This is a genomic window from Prevotella veroralis DSM 19559 = JCM 6290, from assembly GCF_000377625.1.
GTDB classification, from domain to species: domain Bacteria; phylum Bacteroidota; class Bacteroidia; order Bacteroidales; family Bacteroidaceae; genus Prevotella; species Prevotella veroralis.
Genome location: NZ_KB898328.1, coordinates 13,706 through 37,413 on the forward strand (window position 1 = coordinate 13,706; position 23,708 = coordinate 37,413).

General features: G+C 44.5%; 13 protein-coding genes. 11 read left to right on the forward strand and 2 right to left on the reverse strand.

What is annotated here, in order from left to right:
- Window positions 1–150: 150 nt before the first annotated feature.
- The 6 genes from D464_RS0104940 (at window position 151) to D464_RS0104965 (ending at window position 10,439) form a co-directional block, all read left to right on the forward strand.
- On the forward strand, window positions 151–3,459 hold the full coding sequence (locus D464_RS0104940) for a SusC/RagA family TonB-linked outer membrane protein (RefSeq protein WP_018910413.1): 3,309 nt from the start codon (window positions 151–153) through the stop codon (window positions 3,457–3,459).
- Between the two features lie 48 nt (window positions 3,460–3,507).
- Window positions 3,508–5,196, forward strand: coding sequence for a RagB/SusD family nutrient uptake outer membrane protein (locus D464_RS0104945; protein WP_018910414.1), 1,689 nt, complete (start codon window positions 3,508–3,510; stop codon window positions 5,194–5,196).
- Window positions 5,197–5,226: 30 nt separating this feature from the next.
- Complete coding sequence (locus D464_RS0104950) at window positions 5,227–6,132, forward strand: zinc-binding metallopeptidase (protein ID WP_004381616.1); 906 nt, start codon at window positions 5,227–5,229, stop codon at window positions 6,130–6,132.
- Between the two features lie 14 nt (window positions 6,133–6,146).
- Complete coding sequence (locus D464_RS0104955; RefSeq protein WP_018910416.1) at window positions 6,147–7,667, forward strand: DUF4302 domain-containing protein; 1,521 nt, start codon at window positions 6,147–6,149, stop codon at window positions 7,665–7,667.
- Between the two features lie 101 nt (window positions 7,668–7,768).
- Entirely contained in the window at window positions 7,769–8,893 is a 1,125-nt protein-coding gene (locus tag D464_RS0104960; RefSeq protein WP_018910417.1) for a BACON domain-containing protein, read from the forward strand.
- Window positions 8,894–9,056: 163 nt separating this feature from the next.
- Window positions 9,057–10,439: a hypothetical protein gene (locus D464_RS0104965; RefSeq protein ID WP_018910418.1), complete on the forward strand. Its 1,383-nt coding sequence runs from the start codon at window positions 9,057–9,059 to the stop codon at window positions 10,437–10,439.
- A gap of 872 nt (window positions 10,440–11,311) precedes the next feature.
- Here D464_RS0104965 and D464_RS0104970 read toward each other — a convergent pair.
- Both D464_RS0104970 and D464_RS0104975 read right to left on the reverse strand, forming a co-directional pair.
- On the reverse strand, window positions 11,312–12,655 hold the full coding sequence (locus D464_RS0104970) for a zinc ribbon domain-containing protein (protein ID WP_018910419.1): 1,344 nt from the start codon (window positions 12,653–12,655) through the stop codon (window positions 11,312–11,314).
- A gap of 62 nt (window positions 12,656–12,717) precedes the next feature.
- Window positions 12,718–13,425, reverse strand: a complete 708-nt coding sequence (locus D464_RS0104975; RefSeq protein ID WP_018910420.1) for a glycoside hydrolase family 25 protein — start codon at window positions 13,423–13,425, stop codon at window positions 12,718–12,720.
- Window positions 13,426–14,442: 1,017 nt separating this feature from the next.
- On the opposite strand from D464_RS0104975, the gene D464_RS0104980 reads away from it, so the two are divergent.
- The 5 genes from D464_RS0104980 to D464_RS0105000 are packed head-to-tail and all read left to right on the forward strand — an operon-like array spanning window position 14,443 to window position 23,675.
- Window positions 14,443–16,680 (forward strand): TonB-dependent receptor family protein, encoded by a 2,238-nt coding sequence (locus D464_RS0104980; RefSeq protein ID WP_018910421.1) that lies wholly within the window; start codon window positions 14,443–14,445, stop codon window positions 16,678–16,680.
- Between the two features lie 42 nt (window positions 16,681–16,722).
- Window positions 16,723–20,109, forward strand: a complete 3,387-nt coding sequence (locus D464_RS0104985) for a SusC/RagA family TonB-linked outer membrane protein (protein ID WP_026284640.1) — start codon at window positions 16,723–16,725, stop codon at window positions 20,107–20,109.
- 10 nt (window positions 20,110–20,119) lie between these two features.
- Window positions 20,120–21,646, forward strand: coding sequence for a RagB/SusD family nutrient uptake outer membrane protein (locus D464_RS0104990; RefSeq protein ID WP_026284641.1), 1,527 nt, complete (start codon window positions 20,120–20,122; stop codon window positions 21,644–21,646).
- 17 nt (window positions 21,647–21,663) lie between these two features.
- On the forward strand, window positions 21,664–22,647 hold the full coding sequence (locus D464_RS0104995) for a putative zinc-binding metallopeptidase (protein ID WP_018910424.1): 984 nt from the start codon (window positions 21,664–21,666) through the stop codon (window positions 22,645–22,647).
- Window positions 22,644–23,675, forward strand: a complete 1,032-nt coding sequence (locus tag D464_RS0105000) for a DUF4302 domain-containing protein (protein ID WP_018910425.1) — start codon at window positions 22,644–22,646, stop codon at window positions 23,673–23,675. The genes D464_RS0104995 and D464_RS0105000 overlap by 4 nt, the downstream gene beginning before the upstream one ends.
- Window positions 23,676–23,708: the final 33 nt, after the last annotated feature.

The following is a 23,708-nucleotide window of genomic DNA, read 5'->3' on the forward strand; positions in this document are numbered from 1 at the left end:
GTTACTAATAACATTAAAAAGTGGCAAAAGTCACAAAAAAAGAGACCTAATTCTATACTTAAAATAACTATGCGAAGCATTATTGCTGAGCGGTGTATTAAATGGTATAATATCACTATTTCAATTCAAGTTAAATCAAAAACGAGATCTATGGAGAAAAGATTAGCACTGTTCTTGTTTGCTCTCTTGCTGTCAATTGGTACAGCTTTCGGACAAACGAAGATTACGGGTACTGTTGTTTCTCAGGACGATGGTGATCCCATCATAGGTGCTTCTGTCATGGTACAGGGCACGACGATGGGTACAGTTACCGACATTGACGGTAAGTTCTCACTTGATGTTCCTGCAGGAAAGAAACTTGTTGTGAGTTACATTGGTATGGTTACACAAACCTTGAGTCCGAAGGCTGGGATGAAGGTTGTGCTTTCTAACGACAATCACACTCTAAATGAAGTGGTCGTAACTGGTATGACCCAACAGGACAAGAGATTGTTCTCTGGTGCGGCAACAAAGATTGATGCATCGAAAGCAAAGATAGACGGTATGGCGGATGTGAGCCGTTCTTTGGAAGGACGAGCAGCCGGTGTGAGCGTTCAAAACGTGTCGGGAACCTTTGGTACAGCACCTAAGATTCGCGTGCGTGGTGCTACTTCTATCTTCGGATCATCAAAGCCTCTATGGGTTGTAGACGGTGTCATCATGGAAGATGTGGTCGATGTATCGGCTGATGAACTCTCTTCAGGTGATGCTAACACCCTTATCTCTTCAGCTATTGCGGGCTTAAACTCTGACGATATAGAGAGTTTTCAGATCCTGAAGGACGGTTCTGCAACCTCAATCTATGGTGCGCGCGCTATGGCGGGTGTGATTGTTGTAACGACAAAGAAGGGTCGTGCAGGTCAAGCACACATCAATTACACTGGAGAATACACCTTGCGACTGAAGCCAAGTTACCGCAATTTCAACATAATGAACTCTCAGGACCAGATGGCGATCTATCAGGAATTGCAGCAAAAGGGCTATCTTAACTATGCAGAGACGGCTAATGCAGCCAATAGCGGTATCTACGGAAAGATGTATCAACTGATAACTCAATACGACCCAGATAAGGGGCAGTTCGGACTTCCTAATACCCCAGAAGCTAAACTGGCGTATCTTCGTGATGCAGAGTACCGCAATACGAACTGGTTTGACGAACTCTTCTCTAATGCCATCATGCACAATCACTCTGTAAGTGTGTCTGGTGGTACGGATAAGAGCCAATACTATGGTTCTTTGTCAGCAATGTTCGACCCAGGATGGACGCTTGACAGTAGGGTTCAACGTTACACCGCAAACCTCAACTTTACACATAATATAAGTAAGAAGCTCTCTGTCAATCTCATTGGCAACGCCTCTTATCGTAAGCAGAAGGCTCCGGGAACGTTGAGTTCAGATACTGATCCAGTAACTGGAGCAGTAAAGCGTGACTTCGACATCAACCCTTATTCTTATGCGTTGAATACATCCCGTGCATTGGATCCGCATACTTTCTATACACGTAGTTATGCACCGTTTAATATCTTCAGTGAGCTTGAGAATAACTATATGGACTTGGCAGTGAATGACTTCCGTATCTCTGGTAGCATTGATTATAAGCCTACGAGCAAGTTGAAGTTCACTTTCTTGGCTGCAGTGAAGTCGGCTGCTACATCGCAGGAGCATAATATTCTTGATAATTCAAATCAAGCGCTTGCTTATCGTGAGATGGGTACGTCAACCATTCGCAAGACTAACCCATTCTTGTATAAAGACCCTGATCACATCTACGACTTGCCTATTACGGTTCTTCCTTATGGCGGTATCTATGAGAGAACAGACAATAGCTCGTTCGGTTGGGACACCCGTCTTTCTGTTTCTTATAATGATGTATTTGCAGAGAAGCACATCGTTAACGTCTATGGTGGTATGGAAACAAACTATACCAACCGCCATTCTACATGGTTCCGTGGCTGGGGTCTGCAATACACGAAAGGTGAGATTCCACTCTACGCATACCAAGTCTTCAAGAAAGGACAGGAGGAGAAGTCGGATTACTTTTGGATGAATAACACCCATTATCGTAGTGCTGCTTTCTTCGGAACTGCCACTTACTCTTTTGCACATCGCTATCAGGTGACGGGTACGGTACGCTATGAAGGAACCAACTACTTAGGTAAGGCACGTTCTGCCCGTTGGCTTCCTACATGGAACATATCAACCGCTTGGAATGCACATGAGGAGAGTTGGTTTGCCAATACATTTAAGGATGCACTCACACATGCTACTTTGCGCTTGAGTTACTCACTAACGGGTGACCGTCCAAATGTAACCAATGCGCTCCCAATCTATCGTAGTTCAACGCCTTGGCGTCCGTTTGCAAGCTTGTCAGAAACGGGTATGAGCATGACAATGGGTAACCCCGATCTTACTTATGAGAAGAAGCATGAGTTCAACATCGGTGCTGACTTAGGTTTCTTGAGCAATCGCATTAACTTCAGTATAGATGCTTACTGGCGTAATAACTATGACCTCATTGGTTACTTCAATAGCCAGTTGTATGGTGAGTTCATGCGTGCGAACGTTGCTTCTATGCGCTCACATGGTTTGGAATTCACGCTTTCTACACAGAATATCAAGCGTAAGAACTTCTCTTGGAACAGTGACCTTATCTTCTCACATGCCAAGAATAAGATTACTGACCTTTACTCTCCAGCACGTATCTTAGACCTTGTGCAGGGTACAGGTTTCCCACTCGTGGGTTATCCAGTACGCTCAATGTTCTCTATCCCGTTCCGTGGTTTGAATAAAGAAGGACTCCCAACGTTCCTCGATCAGAATGGTAATATTACCACAACAGGCATCTACTTCCAGGAACGCGACAAAGAGAAGACGAAGTTCCTCAAGTATGAAGGACCTATCGACCCTACTATTACGGGTTCATTGGGTAACTCCTTCCGTTACAAGAACTTCTCGCTGAATATCTTCGTGACTTACTCTTTCGGCAATGTCATCCGTTTGGACGATATCTTCAGCAATGAGTATGACGACTTGACATCCATGACTAAGGAGTTCCGTAACCGATGGGTTGTACCCGGAAATGAGAAGACAACGAACGTTCCTGTTATAGCTTCTCGCCGTCAGAACTTCAATGATTCTAATCTAAAGTATGCTTACAGCGCATATAACTATTCGGATGTTCGTGTGGCAAAGGGCGACTTCATTCGTATGAAAGAGATCTCTTTGGGTTACGACTTCCCTAAGTCTATCGTGAAGATATTGGGTGTTAACACACTTGCAATGAAACTTCAGGCAACCAATCTCTTCTTGATTTATGCCGATAAGAAGCTCAACGGACAGGATCCGGAGTTCTTCAATACTGGTGGTGTGGCTGTTCCTACACCAAAGCAGTTTACTTTGACGCTGAGATTAGGACTTTAAGAGAGACAATAAGAAACTGTATTCTCATAATAGATAGATATTTATAATATGAAAAAGAAATATATTTTCCTATCGGTTCTGGCTACTGCAGTATCTGTAACTACGCTTTCTTCTTGCGATGACTACCTTGATACAATGCCAGATAATCGTACTGTTCTTGACACGGAGGATAAGATGTCAGACCTTCTGACAAGTTCCTATCCTTCTAACGAATACGCTCTTGTGAACGAACTGATGTCGGATAATGCCGATTACTATGGTGCAGAGAATCCTAACGGAGCTCGTTTGGGTGACCAGATATACTTCTGGAAGGATGTTACCGAGTCTGCGAATGAGGCACCGACACGTCTTTGGTCGTCATGTTACTTGTGTATTGCGAATGCTAATCAGGTGCTCGAATCACTCAAAGAGTATAAGTTTACGGATGAAAAGGCACAACAGCTGAAGGCGGAGGCATTGCTATGTAGAGCTTATGCACACTTTATCTTGGTCAATGAGTTTGGTCTTGCTTACAACACAAAGACGAGCGCAAAAGATCCAGGAGTACCTTTGTCGACAAAGGTGGAGAAGATTGCTGCTAAGTATCAACGTGCTTCTGTGGCTGCTGTCTACGAACAGATTGATAAGGACTTACAGGAGGCTTTGCCATTAGTAGGCGATAACTATAAGGTGCCTAAGTATCACTTCAACGTGAAAGCGGCTTATGCTTTTGCCACTCGGTTCTATCTCTTCTATGAGAAATGGGATGAGGCTATCAAGTATGCCGACCTCTGTTTGGGTGGTCAAAATGGTCCGCTGCGTGACTGGTCAGTACTCGGAAGTATGGCAGATGATAATTATGCATTGATCGATCATTATATCAGTGCGGACTTAGGATGTAACCTTATGTTCTCTGACTTCTACTCTTCTTCAGGTATCTACCTCGGCGCATACGTTGTTTACAAGCGCTATTCTCATGGTCGATTCCTCGGTGCCAACGAGGACATCTTGGCTAACAATGTATGGGGATCAGGCGGTTATTACAAGCGACCAGTTAATATGGCGGGTGCGAACTTCGATATTTGTCTCTTTAATAAGATGGCTTACAAGTTCCAATACATCGACCCAGTGGCACAGACAGGATACCGCCGTCTGACCTTGCCATTGTTTACTACGGATGAAGTCTTGCTTAGTAGAGCAGAGGCACTCATAATGAAGAAACAGTATGACAAGGCTTGCGAAGACCTCAACGCATGGATGCACAACATCGTAAATACTACTGTTCAGTTGACTCCAACACTGATTCAAAACTTCTATAACGGCGTCAATTACTGTTATGATGATGCTGATCACTTGCAGTCAACAGTAAAGAAACACCTCCACCCAGCCTTTGATATTGATGCAGAAGGCTCTGTACAGGAGACGATGTTACAATGTGTATTAGGCTTCCGACGCATTGAGACCGTACAAGAAGGTAAGCGTTGGTGGGACATCAAACGCTATGGTATTGAGATTCCACGCCGTGAAATGGATGCCAGCGGTCAGCCAAGTAAGGTATTAGATGTGCTGAAGAAAGACGATCCACGTCGTGCCGTTCAGATTCCTCTACCGCAGCGTAACGCTGGAGTTCAGCCTAACCCACGTAATGGAGAGAGCTCAACAATGGTCGCACCAGCTGGTCCTTGGGATAAATTCTCTGGTAATGTAACAACGGATATAGACCTCTCGAAGCAGCTCATCAGGGCTCCGAAGAAGTAATAATGTTGGTTATTTAAATAAGACATAGTTATGAATAAATACTTTATATATAGCTTATTGCTGGCAATGGCAGGCATGACCTTCACTGCTTGTAGTGAGGATAAGCTGGACAGCACCAGTGTTATTCAGCCTGATGAAACTGGCAATAGCGAGTTTGACAAGTGGTTGGATGCCAATTTCGTAGCACCTTATAACATTGAGTTCCTCTATCGTTACAAAGATAACGAGACTGATATGAACTATTTCAACATACCTGCAAAGGTGGAAGATGCAGTCAAATTGGCACATATCGTGAAGTATTCTTGCTTGGAGGCATACGATCAGGTGGCAGGCGTGAACTTCACTCGTGCTTACTTTCCAAAGATGTTCTATGCTGTTGGAGACTTCGAGTATAAGAGCAATGGAACGATGATCTTAGGTACTGCTGAGGGTGGAAAGAAAATCTTTTTGGCGGGTACTAACCATTTAGATGAGTTCTTGACGAGTCGAGAAGAGCTCAACACGTATTACTTGAAGACGATTCATCATGAGTTTACGCACATCATGAATCAGACAAAGGACTATCCTGCAAACTTCAAACTCATTACGGGTGATGGATACGTGTCCGATGCTTGGAGTCAAGCTCCGTATGGAGGAAAGCCTTATTACCTAAAGCATGGATTCATCTCAGCCTATGCGCAGCATTCACATGTGGAGGACTTCGCAGAGATGTTATCTATCTATATCACCAATCCAAAGACCCAATGGGATGCGTGGATGACGGAGGCTGGAACCGACGGAGCTAAGCTCATCCAACAGAAACTGGACATTGTTCGGTCGTACATGAAGACCCAATGGAAGATAGACCTTGATAAGTTGCGTGATACAGTGCTCCAACGTGAGGATGATATAGTGGCTGGCAGAGTGAATCTGACCGACCTTACCGTTAATCATTAATAGTTTTGAAGATTATGAAGATCAATAAGTTATTAGCATATTTATTGCTCCTTCTTCCGGTACTGATGCTTCAGTCGTGCCTGAAAGACCAGGAGGATGTGTTCCCTGATTCGTCATCTGCACGCATGCAGAAATATCTTGATAAAGCGAGAGAGGTGCTGGCAAGCTCCGAGAAAGGCTGGGTGATGGACGTATATCCCGATAAGACCCAGAAGTATGGAGGCTTTGCTTTCACGATGAAGTTTGATACTGAAAAGGTTACTGTAGGTAGTGAGTTGGCTAAAAATCCCTCTGATGTAATCACATCTTTATATAAGACCACATCAGATAACGGTCCTGTACTCACGTTCGACTCATATAATAAGTTGATGCACCTCCTTGCTACACCTTCTTCTGATCATACTACGGCTTTCGGTGGAGACTTTGAATTTGTCATTGATAGCATTGCCAGCGACTTAGTAGTGGTACACGGAAAGCGTAACCAGAATGTGATGTACTTCCGTAAGTTGACCGATAAGAGCATGACGGAGTATCTTACGAGCGTTAAAAAGATTAAATCTACCTTAAAGATGACCGAAGGAAAGGGCAAAGTCGGTGATAAAAAGGTCGTGATAAAGTTCTCTGGTCACAGATTAAACTTGTCCGTTGGTGGTGAAGTCGTAGCCAGTAAGGTAGCTTACACACTTACTGATAAGGGCATCCGGTTCTATAATCCATTGGATATTAATGGTGTGAAAGTAACCGAAATGACCTTTGATGCAGAGGCAAACACGCTTACTGCAAAGGAAGATGCCAATATCGTGCTACACGGATTCATCTCTAAACTGATCAAGAACGACGATGCCTTCGAGAAAGAACTCTATGTTGGCGATGACATCCAGTCGGTTTCTACCTCTGAAGGTTCCGAATGGCTGACGGTTACGCAGACCTCTACTGGTATCAAGGTAACGGCTCCTGCCAATACTTCTGGGCACATCCAAAAGGCTGTCATCAAGGTGAAAACCTCTGATGGAGAGTCTACCATCACTGTTACACAGGCTGACTTTGATAAAGACGTAGCGGGTAATTACACCCTATACTTCAATGACTTCTATGATGTCGCACAAACTACTCCAGCGACAATAAGCCGTGAGACAGATGGAAAGATACTCATGAAGTGGACGACCAATGGTGTACCTGTTACCATAGAGTTGACTTGGGATGCTGAGAAACTTACCCTAAACATGGAAAGCGGACAGCTTATTGGAAAGGCTTTGATGTCTAGTGGTGATACATGGTACTTCTACAACATCTTCTTCTATGCAGGTAATGAATGGTCAGGTTACACTGGTAAGTTCACTTGTAGCTTCCCATTGAGTTATGCTAAGAATGCTTCTAACACTTACGAAACCTCAGGTTCTCTCACAGGAAAATCTTCCTCGGGTGGTTCTGTAGAGGCTCTTTGGATGAGCACATTCAAAGGTGAGGGTAGGAGTAGTGCTAATTACCTTGGCAGCTATGAATCGTTTAAGAAGTTGAAGATAGTTAAGAACTAAGTAATAGTACACATTTAACATTCTCGGAGTAGCCTTGCTGTGGGTGCAAAGTATTACACTTCGCAGTGAGGTTACCCCGACTTTATAATGACAAACAGACGATGAAGAATCTATATTCTATGCTTATGCTGCTTATCACCACGTTTGTTATGGTTGGTTGCAGCGATGATACAGAGAATCCCTATGTAATGGAATCTCAAGTGCAGGTGCTGAAAGCAAATGTTCTCTTCGGTGCTAAAGGTGGTGAGGGGAGCGTAGAAGTATCAGCTCCAGGGGCTATTACAGCTACACTGAATAGTTCATGGGCGGTTGCAACGGTTGAAGGAAAGACCGTGAAAGTGGTTGCACAGCCTAATGAAAATGCTAATGGGCGTTCTACCAGACTTACTATTAAGAGTGGTAAGGATTCTACGCAGCTCACAGTTCAGCAGACTGGGTTAGTCTTCTCATTGCAGACTGATCCTTCCATTGTGGTTGGTGACCAAGCAGGGGAGAAGCAATACAGTCTCGAACATTCAAATACTCTCAATATATCTACGACTGCTGATTGGCTTACTGCAAGTTATGATGATGACAAATTCACGGTGAAATATACGCAAAACACCACTGGGCGTGTTCGTACAGCTAAAGTTAATTACAGTAGTGGCAATGTTAGTAATTCCATCGTAGTGACCCAAGGCACGTTAGCAGACGTCATTGACAAGTCATATCTATTGGTAGGTACTTTCGAAGCTAATGGTCAGCAACGTGGTATAGAGTTCCCTGCAAACTTTGTGCAAGAGTCTGGTAAGCTATTCCTGCATATTAGCAGCACTAGTGCAGGTTTCGATTGGAAGATTCCTGTGACGTTTGAAGAGGCAAACCTAAAGCTCTCTTTAAAGTCTGCGAACAATGTTGGTACCTTTACAGGAGATATTAAAGGCGATGGAACAAGTATGACTGCGAATGTGTTCCTATTGATGTATAGCACAAAGGGAGGTGGAAAGTCAATCGTAAGTGATGATAGCGGAATCTTCTCTGGTAGCTTCTTTGCTGCAAAAACAGGTGAGATGAATTGTAATCTTGATGGTAATGAAGCAAATGGCTACCGCCTTGATTCGTTCCTCTTTGCCGCTGCTACGGGTGCAACTTTCAGTGCCGATACATTTGTCGGAAGCCTTTTGTCGATGAAAGATCCATTCTTACGTGAGGTCATGCCAGCATCTACGAGCGCAAAAGCTAAATAGGATTAGCCTATTAAGGAGTTAAGAACTATACCTGAATACAAGTTTTTGAGAAGTGTGGTTAGCACTAACTTCTCTTCGTAAAAAATCCTTTCTTGTTATGAGGTATAGGTCTTAACCCCTTGTATCTCATCCTACATTATTAATACTAATACGTCAACTTATTATGAAAAAGAGTCTAACATGTGTAGTTTTTGCTACATTGCTTACCTTCTTACTCGCTGCATGTAGTGATAAGGAAGATACTGTTCAGCCGTTAAAATTGCAACTGAATCCAAGTGAACTCACACTTACAGTTGGTGAAAAAGCAACGGTTACAATTACAGGTGTCCCCCAAGATGCAGATGTCTTGTGGATGACTGATGCTGAAAATATTACTTCCCCTGTCAATCGAATGCATGATAAGACAGATGTCCAAGCTATTGGTGTAGGTAAGGCAAATGTTATAGCTGTCGTAAAAACTAATGGTCAGCGTCTCGAACTGAAGTGCCCTGTTACTGTTAAGCAGAATCCTAATAAGCAACCCATTACTTTTGAGGATTCTAACTTAAAACGTCAACTCCTTGCCTTACAGCCTTCTATTGATAAAGATGGTGATGGAGAAATAACGCCGGAAGAGGCAAAGGCAGTGACAGATATTGATTTCCACTTTGATAATAAGAGTGATGCTACACCAGAGAAACTTATCAAGAGTCTTGTAGGATTGGAACAGTTCTCTAATTTAAAAACACTGAATCTGAAGAATCAAGGCATTACCAGCACTACTGCCATTGAGAAGTTAGCTAACTTAGAAGTACTGAATTTATGTGGAGATAATATCACAAAGCTGGATGTCTCATCGATGAATAATCTTAAAGACCTGCGTCTTTATGATACACAATTGACGGCTCTTGATCTTTCCAAGAATGTAAATTTGGAGCAACTCTACATTCAGCGGACAGGCATAAGTAGCCTTGATATTAGTCAACTAAAGAAGTTGAAGCTTCTTTTGGCTAATGGGGCAGCCCTTACGGAACTCACGGCAATAGACTTGCCAGCCCTTGAGCAGATTCAAGTCACTAAGAATAACATTAGGAAGATGACCATCCGTAACCTTCCAGCACTACAACAGTTGCATGCAAATAGCAATGTTTTGAAAGAGATTACACTTGAGAATCTACCATTGTTGCAGCGTCTTAACCTCTATGATAATGCTCTTGAGTCGCTTACACTGAACCTTCCTAAGTTGATGTTCCTCTTTGTTTATGACAATCAACTTAAGCAGCTTGATACATCGCACTTGCCAATGCTCTTCCAGATAAGCGTGTCTAACAATCCAATTAAGAAACTCGACTTATCTTCTAATCCTATTGTTCGCAACATAGAAGCCGAGAATATGCCTGCAATGACAGAGCTAAATCTAAAGAACAATGGCGACTTTGACGAGGATTATGAGTATCTCATTATAGATGGGAACACCTCTTTAAAGACGATATATGTGGATGCTGGGAGTGAAGCAACAGCCGTAAAACGACTTGTCGGATCGAAGCCAATCAATGTAATTGAATAACAGACTGGTGTAGTGGAGTTGGTAGGATAGGGATGATCAGAGGTGAGTTCTGATTCCTATCAATGATGAGGCTGCACACAAAGTAGTATTTTGATAGTTGAGATAGTAAATCTTAATGGTATTAAGTGAGCCTTGCGGACAGTGATGTTAGCAAGGCTTTTTGTTTTTGTCAATAGTATAATGCAGTATTATCTACCTGCATTTGTATAAGATTGAAAGGTGTGGAATAGGCGACGATACGATTGTTTTGCATACGAAAGGGCGATTGGTCGGATGTAACGAAGCGGTAAAAGCCCCCTCTATTCCCATCTGAAAAGAGGGGAAAGAAGCCTCACCCCCAGCCCCCTCTCCGAATGTTAAAACTTCTCCCCACCCCTCCCAAGGAGGGGAGTGTCTAACGGGAGTCGGTTAGGAAAAGACATCCTTAATACAAAGAGGGCGTTTCTTCGATGTGAAGAGACGCCCTTTTCATTACAAGGAAACGCCCTTTTCAATTGAAAGAAGGCGTTCCTTTATTTAAAGAACATGCCAACCTGTAGGGACAGACGCCCTCGTCTGTCCGCCAAATCACAGCAAATAAAAAGCCTCCCTAAGCCTCTCCAAGGAGGGAATGTTGCCTAACAGGATGCCATATAAGGGTAAATGAGCGGACAGACGAGGGCGTCTGTCCCTACATTGTGGTGCTCTATTCCACAGAACAAACAACTTGTTAACTTGTCAACTCTCAACTCGTCAACTCTACCTAATCACAATTTTGAATTATGAACTTTGAATTTTGAATTAAAGAGAAGTCTCTCCTAACTTGCTCCCGTTAGGCAACATCCCCTCCTTCGGAGGGGCTTGGGGAGGCTTTTGGGAGGCTGGGCGAAGTGTTAATTCCAGTTGATTTGCGTAATCCTACCGCCCTTCACCACCGCTGAAATCATGTATTTACGATTGGAAGTACCGCCTTGACGCTCAATGCTAAGCGTTGCAGGCACTTTAATCTTCAGTGGGGCATCATCGTCATTGCTGTCTTTTGTCACTTCAGCAGGCGACCCGAGCCGCCAATTCACCGTCTTCACATCAGCCTGATAGAGCTTATTGTGCATATAAGACTGTATGTCCTTTGCCGTAGCACCACCCGCTCCGAGGAAGTTCAGTTGGCTGGCTACAGCCCCAGAGATCTTCTCGTTGCTCTTACTATTTATCCCTTGCAACAGCTGGCGAACTGCATTAACAGCATTAGACTTATCCGCATCAGCCACAGTATGCTTCATCAACTTCTTCAACATGGCATCGGCTTCTGTGGCATGTGCCCCATCCTTGTGCATAGCAAGGTAACCGGCGTAGGCATCCTCATCGTTCTTTTTCACCGTCATAGCCCAGTCTATCTCGTCAATCTTCGTGAGTAACTGCTGCTTATGAGGAGAGTCTGGATGTTTAGAGAGATACTCCTGCATTGCTTCCTTCGTGTTGCTTGACAGAACCTTAGCCCAGTCATTGTCCGCATGTTGCAATGCCTTGATCTGTAAAGCCACACTGTCGCGGTGCGCCTTAGGTGCATCTGGGTATTGCTTAAGGTAATTCTGCATAACAGTAGGCTCACCGCTTGCCATGACCTGGGTGTATTCTTCCTGTTCATCGTTCGCCATATTGTCCTTAACTCCTTGGTTATAAAGGAATAACAAGACGGCTGCTGTAATAACAGCAATCAGTAGCGACACAGCCAGTGAAGCGTGGTTATGCTTCTTCTCCTGCTGTTCCTCCTCATCGTCCGAAGCCTCTTTTTCCAGTCTTTCAGCTGCATCTATCACCGCTGCCTCTTTATCATTCTCCACGATAAAGTCAGCATCTACAACGTTATCATCCTCCTCATCGTTCGTTGCCGTCGGCTCTTCCCCTGGCAAACCAGCATGAATGGGCTCGTCAATAGGCTTTCCCACGATCTCATCCTCAACCTCCTCGGGAGCCTCCTCTTCGGTAATCTGCTCTACAGCAGAAACCTCTTTCGCTCCTTGTGGATTCTCCTTTGCATCCTGTTCAGCCGTTGTCTCCGCTTTAGGAACGTTCGTTTCAGTGTGATGACAATTAGGACATGAAGGCTCTTCTATAAGGTATAGCTCCCCACAATGGCTGCACTTGATGATATGCCCAGCTATTTCTACACCACAGCTGGGGCACACTGGAGCTTTATCACTCACCTGATGACCACATTCAGGACATTTAATTATCATGGATCTAACGTATTATTCAATTATTGCAAATAATTTCTTCTTCTCCTCCCAACGCGCTTCTGCTATCTTCGTCGGCGGTATCTAAGTTCGCGCATACTATGTTTTCCGAGCAAACGGCTCTTGTCAACGTACCCGTTCACACCATTGATTCGACCCTTACCAGTGTACTGCCAGGCAAGAATATCATGTCCGTCGGACAGTTCAGGCTCCTTGTTATTGTATTGCGCAATGAATAGCTTGTATCCATCCAACGCCCCCACGAGGTACCGATTATAGAAGTTTGTATAGGTGTAAACCAATGGTCTCACCCCATACTCCTTAGTCATTAGCACCAAGAACGTCTGTAAGCTGTCACGCAAAGCCTGCGTACTTAGACCGCCAGTAGTCTCTATGTCAACCATAGGAATTAGGTCTTGATCCTGCGGGCGACACTGAGTTCGGAAATTGCGAAGCTGCTCTATCTGTGAAACCGATGGTCGATAGAAGTGGTAAGAGCCCACATTCATACCGTAACGTTGCGCTGCCTCAATATTATCCAAGTATCGTTGATCGATTCTACCGCTGCCTTCGGTGGCTTTCAGATATACGTAATTGAGTTTGTGATTGCTGTTTGCTGCCACCGTCTCCCACCACACGTCACCTTGATAATGGCTCATGTCAAGTCCATGAATATGGCTACATGTATCCTCACATTGTATGGTGTATTGTGCTCGTAAGCCCGTGAAAGAACATAAACAGACTATAATTGATAGTAAATATTTCATTTTCATAGATGCAAAGATAGTGTTTTATGTTGACATAGAGCCTGTGTCGTAATAGATTTAAGGGCTTAGAAACGTAATTTAACGTTGTTTTTTAGACAAAAAGTACATAACAGACAGAGGATTAGCAACATCGTTTTAGACAGGAAGTACATGATGAACAGAAGTCGATGGAACACATTTTTAACACGGAATACACGGATGGCACGAAGCCGCAAGGCGACACAGAGTTCCTAAAGGAACATGGGAATCCACAGAAGCTGACGCCCTTGTGCAATTCAAAATTCAAAGTTCAAAATTCAAAATTATGATTAGGTAGAGTGGACGAGTGGACTGGTTGACAAGTAAACAAGTTATTTGTTCTGTGGAATAGAGCACCACAAAGTAGGGACAGACGCCCTCGTCTGTCCGCATAAAGCGGGGAAGTTGGTTACGAATCTGGCGTGCTCTGGCGGACAGACGAGGGCGTCTGTCCCTACAGGTTGACATTATCTTTAATTAAAGAAACGCCCCCTTTCAATCGACGAGGGCGTTTCCTTGCAATGAAAAGGGCGTCTCTTCACATCGAAGAAACGCCCCCTTTGTTTGTAAATAATACTATCTACTCCCCTCTCCATTCGGAGAGGGGGCGGGGGTGAGGCTGTAGTTGGGGCGGGAGTGAGGCTTCATCTTTCCCCTTGGGGGAGGCTGGAGGATCTATTCGGGACAATGTCTCCCATCAAACAAACCACTTATTTATTTGTCAACTCGTTAACTCATTAACCTGAAAAGAACATTTGTTTACTTATTAATTAGTAATCTTATCAACCTGAGAAATATCTAAAATACTTAGAAATAGGTATTGTGGTAAGCGTGTCAACATGCTACCTTTGCACAAAATTTACAAACAATTCGTAAACAACTTATCTACATGCAGTGGCATGCTAAACGATTAGCTGCTATAAAAGAAGAATCTTCGGATTCTCAACCCAATGCAAGGTTGCTATAAGTTTGATTACCTGAATTATGCTTTATAATACAAAATACATGTTGCCTCTACTGTTTGTTCTGACACCAATGAGCGTGTGTGCCCAGACACAAGACAGCCTACAAACAGAGAAAAAGAGTGCTTTAACTGACTCGGTTCACCGTATGACCGAAGTGATTGTACGCTCCAATCAAATGCTGGGGAGCAAGTTTGAAGCCCGTAACCGCACTGGTTCGGCTTATTATATATCTCCCACTGAGATTGTGAAATTCGGTTACACCGATATTAACCGTATGCTCAAGAGTGTGCCGGGAGTGAATGTTTACGAGGAAGACGGATATGGTCTTCGACCGAACATCAGTCTTCGAGGCACCAAAGCCGAGCGCAGTGAGCGCATCACCTTGATGGAGGATGGTGTGCTGGCAGCCCCTGCTCCCTATGCAGCTCCAGCCGCTTATTACTTTCCGAATGCGGGTCGTATGTACGCCATAGAGGTGTTGAAGGGTAGTAGTCAGGTGCAGTACGGTCCTTTCACGACAGGTGGTGCTATTAATATGGTGTCTACCCCCATTCCTTCCAAGTTCAGTTTGAAAGCGAACGCATCCTATGGTAGCTATAACACATTGAAGTCTTACTTCAGTGTAGGTAATCGCTTCAAGTACACTGGATTCATCATTGAGTATCTACGTTACCAATCGGATGGATTCAGAAAGGACGTTCCGAACGAGCGAACAGGATTCAAACGCAATGACATCATAGCCAAGTTTGCCGCCCAGACCAATAATGAGGAAGGGCTCAATCATCTGTTTGAACTGAAGTTCGGGTTTGCCAATGAGACCTCAGATGAGACCTATCTCGGATTGTCCGAACAGGATTTTGCTCTCCGCCCGTACTATCGCTATGCAGGAGCACAGAAGGATAACCTCAAGACGAGACATACCCAATGGGTGGCAACTTACGTCATCGAGTCGCCAAGGAAACTCAAAATAACCACCAATCTATACTATAATTACTTCTTTCGTAACTGGTATAAACTCAACGAAGTAAGGGTGGGGAATACTAAAGCTGAACGCCGTTCGATTGATGCAGTATTGGCTGACCCCGAGACAAATAAAGCCTACTTTGATATTGTGACAGGGCAGACCGATTACGTAGGGGAGGCTTTAATGCTGCGTGCCAACCATCGTGTTTATCACTCACGAGGCATTCAGTCGAAGGGAGAATACCGCACAATGCTATGGGACGGATACCTCACTGCCGAGCTTGGATTGCGTTATCATGCTGACAGTGAAGACCGTTTTCAGCAAGACGACGGCTATTCCATGCAAGGAGGACGCATGCAGCTCTTCTTGAAGGGGCTCCCCGGAAGCAACGCCAACCGCATTACTACGGCACATGCTTGGGCTGGTTATTGGTTGGCGAAATGGTCGAAAGGGATCGTCACCCTTACTGCCGGCATGCGTTACGAAGACGTTGATCTGTTGCAGAGAGACTATACTAAGGCCGATCCTCGTCGAACAGGAATGGTGCGCATAGAGACTTCTAACCATGCAAGAGCACTATTGCCTGGTATTGGAGTAAACGTTAAACTCCTGCCTACACTATCGGCTTTCGGCGGTCTTCATAAGGGTTTCGCTCCCCCCAGTGCCACTTTAGGTCAGAAGGCAGAGAGCAGTGTTAACGTTGAAGCAGGCTTGCGATACACTACCACAAAGATGAAAGTTGAGGCTATTGTGTTCAATAACAACTACTCCAATATGCTTGGGAGTGACCTCGCAGCACAGGGTGGGCAAGGTACACTGGAGCAATTCAACGTGGGTAAGGCACTGGTCAATGGATTAGAGTTCATGTTCCATTATCAGCCCATCCCGCAACATCTCGCTCTCCGTCTGCCCTTACAACTATCTTACACCTATACCAATACGAAGATGAAAAACGATTTCGTCAGTTCGGCATGGGGACATGTTGTCTATGGAGATGAGATACCTTATATATATAAGCACGCTGTGAACCTACAGATCGGACTTGAGTATAAATGGTTGGAAGCCAACTTTGGAGCACGATACAATGGTGACATGCGCACAACGGCAGGGCAAGGTCGCATTGCAGAAAGGGAAAAGATTCCACATCACCTTATATTAGATGCCTCATTGAAAGGGCGTATCAATAAGCGACTCACCCTCACTTTGAATGCTATCAACCTAACGAATAAACGCTACCTCGTGTCCCGTCATCCTTCAGGATTGCGTGCCGGTCACCCTTTGGGAGTGTATGGAGGATTGCAATTTAAGCTCTGATAGTGTATAAACCACCAATAGTTACAAGCAAAAAGAACAATCATGATAAAAGAGATAAATAGATTTATCAACAAACGAAAAGCTCTATTGACCCTCATCTTGCTGTTTATGACGCTCACACTGACGGCACAGACAACAGGAACCATCAGTGGAACGGTCAAGAACGAACAGGGCGAAACACTCATCGGAGCCTTTGTGCAGGTTGTAGAAACTAAGCAGAAAGCAGTGAGCGACATGGATGGTCACTTCACTATAAAGGCTTCTCAAGGACAGACCTTACAGGTGAGTTACATCGGAATGACACCTCGGAAGGTAAAAGTGAGCGGTCAGAACCTTACCATCACACTAAAGGCTGATGCGCGACAGATTGATGAAGTCGTTGTTACAGGCTATCAGAACATCCGTAATAGAGTATATACAGGAGCGGCAACATCGGTTAAGATGGATGATATTAAGCTGGAAGGTGTTGCCGACGTATCGCGTATGTTGGAAGGTCGAGTGCCTGGTTTGTCTATTCAGAGCATATCGGGAACCTTCGGATCAGCCCCTCGTATTAATATTCGTGGTGGTGCTTCAATCATCGGAAACGTGCAACCTCTGTATGTCATAGATGGTGCGGTGTATGAAGACTTGGTGCATCTCAGCCTCGATCAACTCGCATCTGGTGATGCTGTGACGCTCATCTCCTCGGCAATATCAGGTTTGAATCCTGCCGACATACAGGATATTCAAGTGTTGAAAGACGCTTCTGCTACATCAGTCTATGGTGCTCGTGCCTTGAATGGAGTAATCGTCATTACCACTAAAGCGGGTAGAAGAGAGTCTCCTCTACGTGTAACTTATTCCACAGAGAACTCCATTCGACTCAGACCGAGGTACTCCGACTTCGACTTACTGAACTCACAAGAGACCATGTCGCTCTATCAAGAGATGAATGATAAGGGCTATTTCGGTGTGACCAAATCGTTATATGGACGGCGAAGTGGCATTTATTACCAGCTATATAAGGCTGTTAGCACCGTCAATCCAGCAACGGGTACTTACTATCTGCCCAATACGCCTGATGCAAAGATGGACTTCCTGCGCAAGAGGGAGTATGCCAATACTGACTGGTTTAAGCTCCTTTTCACGATGAATCCTACCACTAATCACATGATAACACTGTCGGGTGGTGGCAAGAACACAGCTACTTACGCTTCATTAGGTTTCTATCATGATGCTGGATGGACGATAGCTGATAAGGTAAGTCGCTTTACGGCAAATGTAAAAAACACCTTTTACATTAACGACAAACTGACTGCCACGCTCACAGCACAGGGCAATATCCGTTCGCAAAAAGCACCGGGAACGATGCCGCAACGCAAGAATAACGCCTTAGGAGTGTTTGAACGCGACTTCGATATCAATCCTTTTTCTTACGCATTAGGTACGAGTAGGACTTTAAGTCCTTATGATGATGAGGGTAATCTGTCGTATTATCGCAACAACTGGGCACCTTTCAACATCTTGAATGAGTATGCTAATAACAAGATGGATATCGATGTCTTGGACTTCAAGATACAATCCGAAGCAACCTACCGAATCAACCCTGAGCTGGCTTTGAAAGGCTTAGTTGCACTCAGACATGCTCATACCAATACGACGCATGAGGTGCTTGAAGGATCGAACATTATACAGGCCTTTCGTGCGAACGAGAATCCTTTTGTTGCCAAGGAGAATATCTATTTGGTGCATGATAAGGACAATCCGCAGCTGCAACCGAGGGTAGGTCTGACCCACGGAGGCATTCTCAACAAGACAGAAGCATCCTTAAAGAGTTTCTTGGGACGCATAGCCATCGACTTTGATAAGCGGTTGGGACAACATGACCTAAAGGCTTTTGCCTTCACAGAGTTGCGTTCGGCTATTCGCACTACCAATCCTTTCGAGGGTTACGGCATCCAATACGACCGAGGCAATCAGGTATATACTAACCCCTTGATATTCAATAAGCTCATTGATGAAGGGAGTAGTTACTTCAGTTACCATAAGCGGAATGACCGCGGAATAACCTTCTCTTTCAATGGTACTTATGGGTATGCTGGCAAGTACATATTCAATGTTGTGGTTAATACCGAGGGTTCGAACACATCGGGAAAGGGTGCTCGTGCCTTGTGGTTACCCACTTGGAACATCGGAGGAAAGTGGAACTTAGACCAAGAGGAATGGTTGAAAAACAATCAAACTATCTCTCGTTTGGCTCTAAGAGCAAGTTACGGCTTGACCGCGAAGATGAATGAAGAGGCCATCAATGCTAATGCTGTCTATCGAAGTGGGATAGTGAATCGATTCCAGTTCGGCGATAGAGAGAACAAACTAAACATCTTCCACTTAGAGAACAGAGACCTCACATGGGAGAAGATGTACGAGTTGAACATTGGTATGGAACTAGGTTTATTCAACAACCGAATAAGTACAACACTGGATGTATATCAACGAAATACATTCGATCTCATCGATCTCGTCCGAACATCGGGAGTAGGCGGTGAATATTACAAGTACGCTAACTTTGGTGATATGCGTACACAGGGTGTGGAACTCGGAGTGCATACGAAGAACATTATCAGTAAGGACTTTCAATGGTCGACAAGCCTCACCTTGAGTGCTATGAATCAAAAGATTACACGCTTACTGAACACTCCTAATGCCTTTGATATGGTCGCTGGGCGAGGCAGAGGGAACATAGTTGGTTACCCACGAGGCTCTCTCTTCGCCTTTAACTTCCAAGGATTGGATCAGAACGGACTGCCTACTTTTGACTTCGGACTTTATCCCTCTAATCAAGGAGAGTATGCGAAGAATGCTGGGGCAGACTTCCTTGATACGCAGTATGCCAAATCTTACCTCTTATATTATGGACCTATTGAACCACAGGTAATCGGTGGTTTGTCCAATACTATTAGGTATAAAGACTGGGAACTATCGTTCTTTCTGACCATGCAAGCAGGTAATAAGATCCGGCTGAACCCCACTTTCGACCCCGAGTTTGGTGACTTAAACGTCTTCTCGAAGTCTTACTACAATCGATGGCTCAATCCCGGAGATGAGAGAAAGACGGATGTTCCGGTGCTTCCATCGCAAGAGTTGATTGAAAAAGTGGGTAAGGAGAACATCGAAAGGGCGTATAATACTTATAACTACTCGCAGATGATGATTGCAGATGGTAGTTTCGTGCGTATGAAGAACATCTCTTTAGCCTATCATGTACCCAGTGACTTCCTAAAGAAGATGAGGCTCCAAACAATGGATCTACGCCTTAATGTGACCAATCCCTTCCTCCTTTATTCAGACAAGAAACTAAAGGGACAGGATCCAGAGTACTATAAGTCGGGTGGTGTGTCACTACCAACTCCTAAGCAATATACCCTAACATTGAATATTGGTTTCTAACTGAATGAAGATGAAGAAATACATATCATTACTGCTTTTAGCCGTTAGCTGTCTGCTTGTCGGCTGTAACGACTTCCTCGATAAGAGCCCCGATTCGGACTTGGATGTCGATATTGATTCTGAGAAGAAAGTAGCTGAACTACTTACGGGAGCCTATCCGGAAGCAAGCTATATACCCTTTCTTGAACCTCGAACAGATAATGTGGAGGAACGCACGAATGGGGTTCATACACGATTGAATGAGGCAATGTTCTTCTGGGAAGACTATGATCAAGAGGATTTAGACACGCCTCTCAACTATTGGAATGCATGCTACAAAGGTATTGCGCAGGCTAACAAAGCATTGGAACTATTAAGTCGTTACCCTAAAACGGAGCGTGTGAAAGCGTTGTACGGAGAGGCTTTCTTGTTGAGAGCCTATCTACATTTTATGTTGGTGAATATATGGGCGGAGCCTTATGGAGGAGCTTCGGATAACCTTGGAATACCCTATATCACCAAGCCAGAGAAGCACGCCTTGGTCAATTATGAACGTGGGACTGTAAATGAGGTGTACGATAAGATAGAGAAAGACTTACGCTTAGGTATCTCCTTAGTATCGGATAACTATTATACACATCCTAAGTTCCATTTCAATAAGAAAGCCGCTTACGCTTTCGCAACTCGGTTCTATCTCATGAAAGGGGAATGGCAGTCTGTGATCGAGTATGCCGATTATGTCTTAGGGAGTGAACCGAAGAGTCAGCTTCGATCATGGCGTCATTACGCTGATGAAATGGAGTTTTCTCCACAAAACCTATACCATAGGTACATGGCTGTGGATGAACCAGCTAACCTCTTGCTAACAACTACCGAGTCGCGATGGGCACGTTCAGTGGTGAATGAAAAATATGGTTCTACATTCAACACCATTGATAAGATCTTTGCGCAAAGGGGCATAGAAGGAGGCGGAGATTACGCTAAGATGAATTTCATTGGTACTTATCTCTTCACTTCCTCACCAGCTCCTACGACCACAGGACGATATATGGCTAAGTTTGATGAGTTGGCTAATTCAGAGCAAACAGGCACTAAGCCGCGTGGCATCTATGTGACCAATGCGCTCTTCACTGTCGATGAAGTGCTCCTCAACAGGATGGAGGCTTATGCTATGCTAAGGAACTATGACCATGCTATCGATGATTACCTGCAATACATGCAAGGCAAGTTTGGCTTCATGCCATCCGTCGAACGAGCAGTGTACACATCGACTAACAGCAATCGATATAACCTATATTCTCCCTTCTACGGGATGACCTTGAAGCAGCTTGCAATGGTACAACTAATACTCGACTTCCGCCAAAAGGAGTTCTTCCAAGAGGGCTTACGTTGGTTCGACATCCGCCGCTTTCACATTGCAGTGAAGCGTTCGTCGAAGAGCTCCTATTACTTCCCCTTGGAGAAAGATGACCCTCGAAAAGTTCTTCAGATACCAACAGAAGCTATCCAACGAGGGCTTACTCCTAATCCCCGTGAACGTCAGCAATTGCCAAGATAAGTATGATGAACAAGTAAATGATTACAAAAATGATAAAGATAAAAGCAATTCTTCTCCTGTTCGCAACCATAATTCTCGCTGCTTGCAGTAGTGAGAAACTAAATGAGACAAGCGTCATTGACGAAGGGAGAAAGCAGATAGCAACCACCGAACTGGATAAGTGGATCCTCGAGAATATCACAATCCCTTATGGGATAGAGGTGGTCTACCGATGGGAAAAGAACGCTGGTTCAGCTGGCTCTTACATTTATCCTCCAAAGCTGGAGAACGTTCGTAAGGTGCTTGAAGCAGTACGAGTAATGGGCTTGGAGACCTATCGGCTCAAGGAGACGGGCGGAGAAGAACTATTGCTCGGGAGGCTCCCTATCAAGTTATATCTATATGGAGGAGGGAATCCAGATACGCATGGTGTGGAGCGACTTAACAATCCGCAACTCACTGCGAAAGAGATGTGTATCTATCACGTAGACGATTTCAACCCAGCAGATGAGGATAAGGTCTTTGTCCTTATGCGCAGTGTTCACCATCAATTAGCCAAGTGCTTAATGCTACACATAGCCTATGACCGTGACAAATTCTCGATGATCAGTAAACAACGATACACTGGTTCAACTGAGTCTCTGGCTGCTCCTTTAAGCTATGCACGCACTGGCAAGGAACGTTTTGGGCTCGATTCCTATGCCAATAAACGTGGTTTTTATACGATGTTAGGCTTCCTCTCGCCTGAAGATGACTTTGCCGAAATCATCAGTGCCACGCTTACCAGTACGCCTAAGGAGGTTTATGACGCATCAATCACAGCCCAAACTCCCGACACAGACATCGATCCTGAGGTAAACGCCCGATATGCAGAAGAGGCGAAGCAAGCCTATAAGGAGTTTACTGAGAAACAGTCGTTTGTATCCGAATATGTACTCAAGTCGTGGCATATAAACCTAAAGCAAATGCAAGTAATAAGCATCAGAAGAATCAATGCTTACGTCAAACAACACCAGAGATGAATAACAATAAGATGAAATACTATCTATTAGCAATGGTGCTCCTCTTGGTTGCCTGCACCAGTAATGATGATATTTTCGATAAGAGTCCAGCGCAACGCAATAGTGAGAGTATTGCTAACTTGAAACGAGAACTCGTCGAGGCACCCTACGGATGGCGTGTCCTTTATTTTCCAAAGACCGACTCCTTGCTCTTTTCCAACCCTTCAGAACTGATTTCACAACAGGCTTTCAGAGGGCGATATGGCTATGGAGGCGACTGTTTCACAATGCTGTTTAAGGACGACAACACGGTCGTAATGCGTGCTGACTACACCGAGCAGACAGCTACACAACCAATGATAAGCGAGTATATCATTGGTAGGAACAGTTTCACCCAACTAACTTTCTCCACTTATAACTATATCCACCAATTAGTGAACGACCGCTTTGAAGGGTCGTCAGACTTCCTTTTCATGGGGCGAAATGAGGATGGAGATTTAGCTTTCCGCACGGCATCCTACCTTCAACCTGCACGTGAGTACATCGTCTTCTCAAAGTTGAAAGCACCAGAGGAAACAACCTCCTTCGTGCAAAAAGCGTATGAGAATCGGGCGTTCTTTGAGCGTATGACGAACCCACAACTGCGTATCCATCGTGGTGGGCGCACGTTCTTTCAAAGTGACATATACATCAAACGCAATGTAGAGACTAATCAAGCTCTATTGAAGGAGATTGTTGCGAAGCGTTATTATCTCTTCCTTTTCACGCAGAAGAAGAACCCTATTCCGGGTTATCCAGCCAAAGAGATGACTGGATTAGGCTCTGGTTATGCAGGCACGGAACAGGGTATTACCTTCCGAGCTGGGCTTCGTTATGACAGTAAAACGATGTTTTTCGACTTCCAGCGACAGGGTGATCGCTTTGTTGCAGAGCTTGTTTCGGTGTACGATCCACTATTGCGTACCACCCGACTGGTCAGTAAGCACCTCCATCCCGAAGGTGAGTTTACAGGCTTGGAAGCCGAAATCTGGGATGCACCCACCGAATAATTCAACAATAGAAGATAGGTAAATACATTCAAT

Coding starts and splice junctions, on each gene's coding strand:
- D464_RS0104950 (WP_004381616.1), top strand. CDS start 5,227: ATGAATAAATACTTTATATATAGCTTATTGCTGGCAATGGCAGGCATG.
- D464_RS0104955 (WP_018910416.1), top strand. CDS start 6,147: ATGAAGATCAATAAGTTATTAGCATATTTATTGCTCCTTCTTCCGGTA.
- D464_RS0104985 (WP_026284640.1), top strand. CDS start 16,723: ATGATAAAAGAGATAAATAGATTTATCAACAAACGAAAAGCTCTATTG.
- D464_RS0104975 (WP_018910420.1), bottom strand. CDS start 13,425: ATGAAAATGAAATATTTACTATCAATTATAGTCTGTTTATGTTCTTTC.
- D464_RS0105000 (WP_018910425.1), top strand. CDS start 22,644: ATGAATAACAATAAGATGAAATACTATCTATTAGCAATGGTGCTCCTC.
- D464_RS0104940 (WP_018910413.1), top strand. CDS start 151: ATGGAGAAAAGATTAGCACTGTTCTTGTTTGCTCTCTTGCTGTCAATT.
- D464_RS0104980 (WP_018910421.1), top strand. CDS start 14,443: ATGTTGCCTCTACTGTTTGTTCTGACACCAATGAGCGTGTGTGCCCAG.
- D464_RS0104960 (WP_018910417.1), top strand. CDS start 7,769: ATGAAGAATCTATATTCTATGCTTATGCTGCTTATCACCACGTTTGTT.
- D464_RS0104945 (WP_018910414.1), top strand. CDS start 3,508: ATGAAAAAGAAATATATTTTCCTATCGGTTCTGGCTACTGCAGTATCT.
- D464_RS0104965 (WP_018910418.1), top strand. CDS start 9,057: ATGAAAAAGAGTCTAACATGTGTAGTTTTTGCTACATTGCTTACCTTC.
- D464_RS0104995 (WP_018910424.1), top strand. CDS start 21,664: ATGATTACAAAAATGATAAAGATAAAAGCAATTCTTCTCCTGTTCGCA.
- D464_RS0104990 (WP_026284641.1), top strand. CDS start 20,120: ATGAAGAAATACATATCATTACTGCTTTTAGCCGTTAGCTGTCTGCTT.
- D464_RS0104970 (WP_018910419.1), bottom strand. CDS start 12,655: ATGATAATTAAATGTCCTGAATGTGGTCATCAGGTGAGTGATAAAGCT.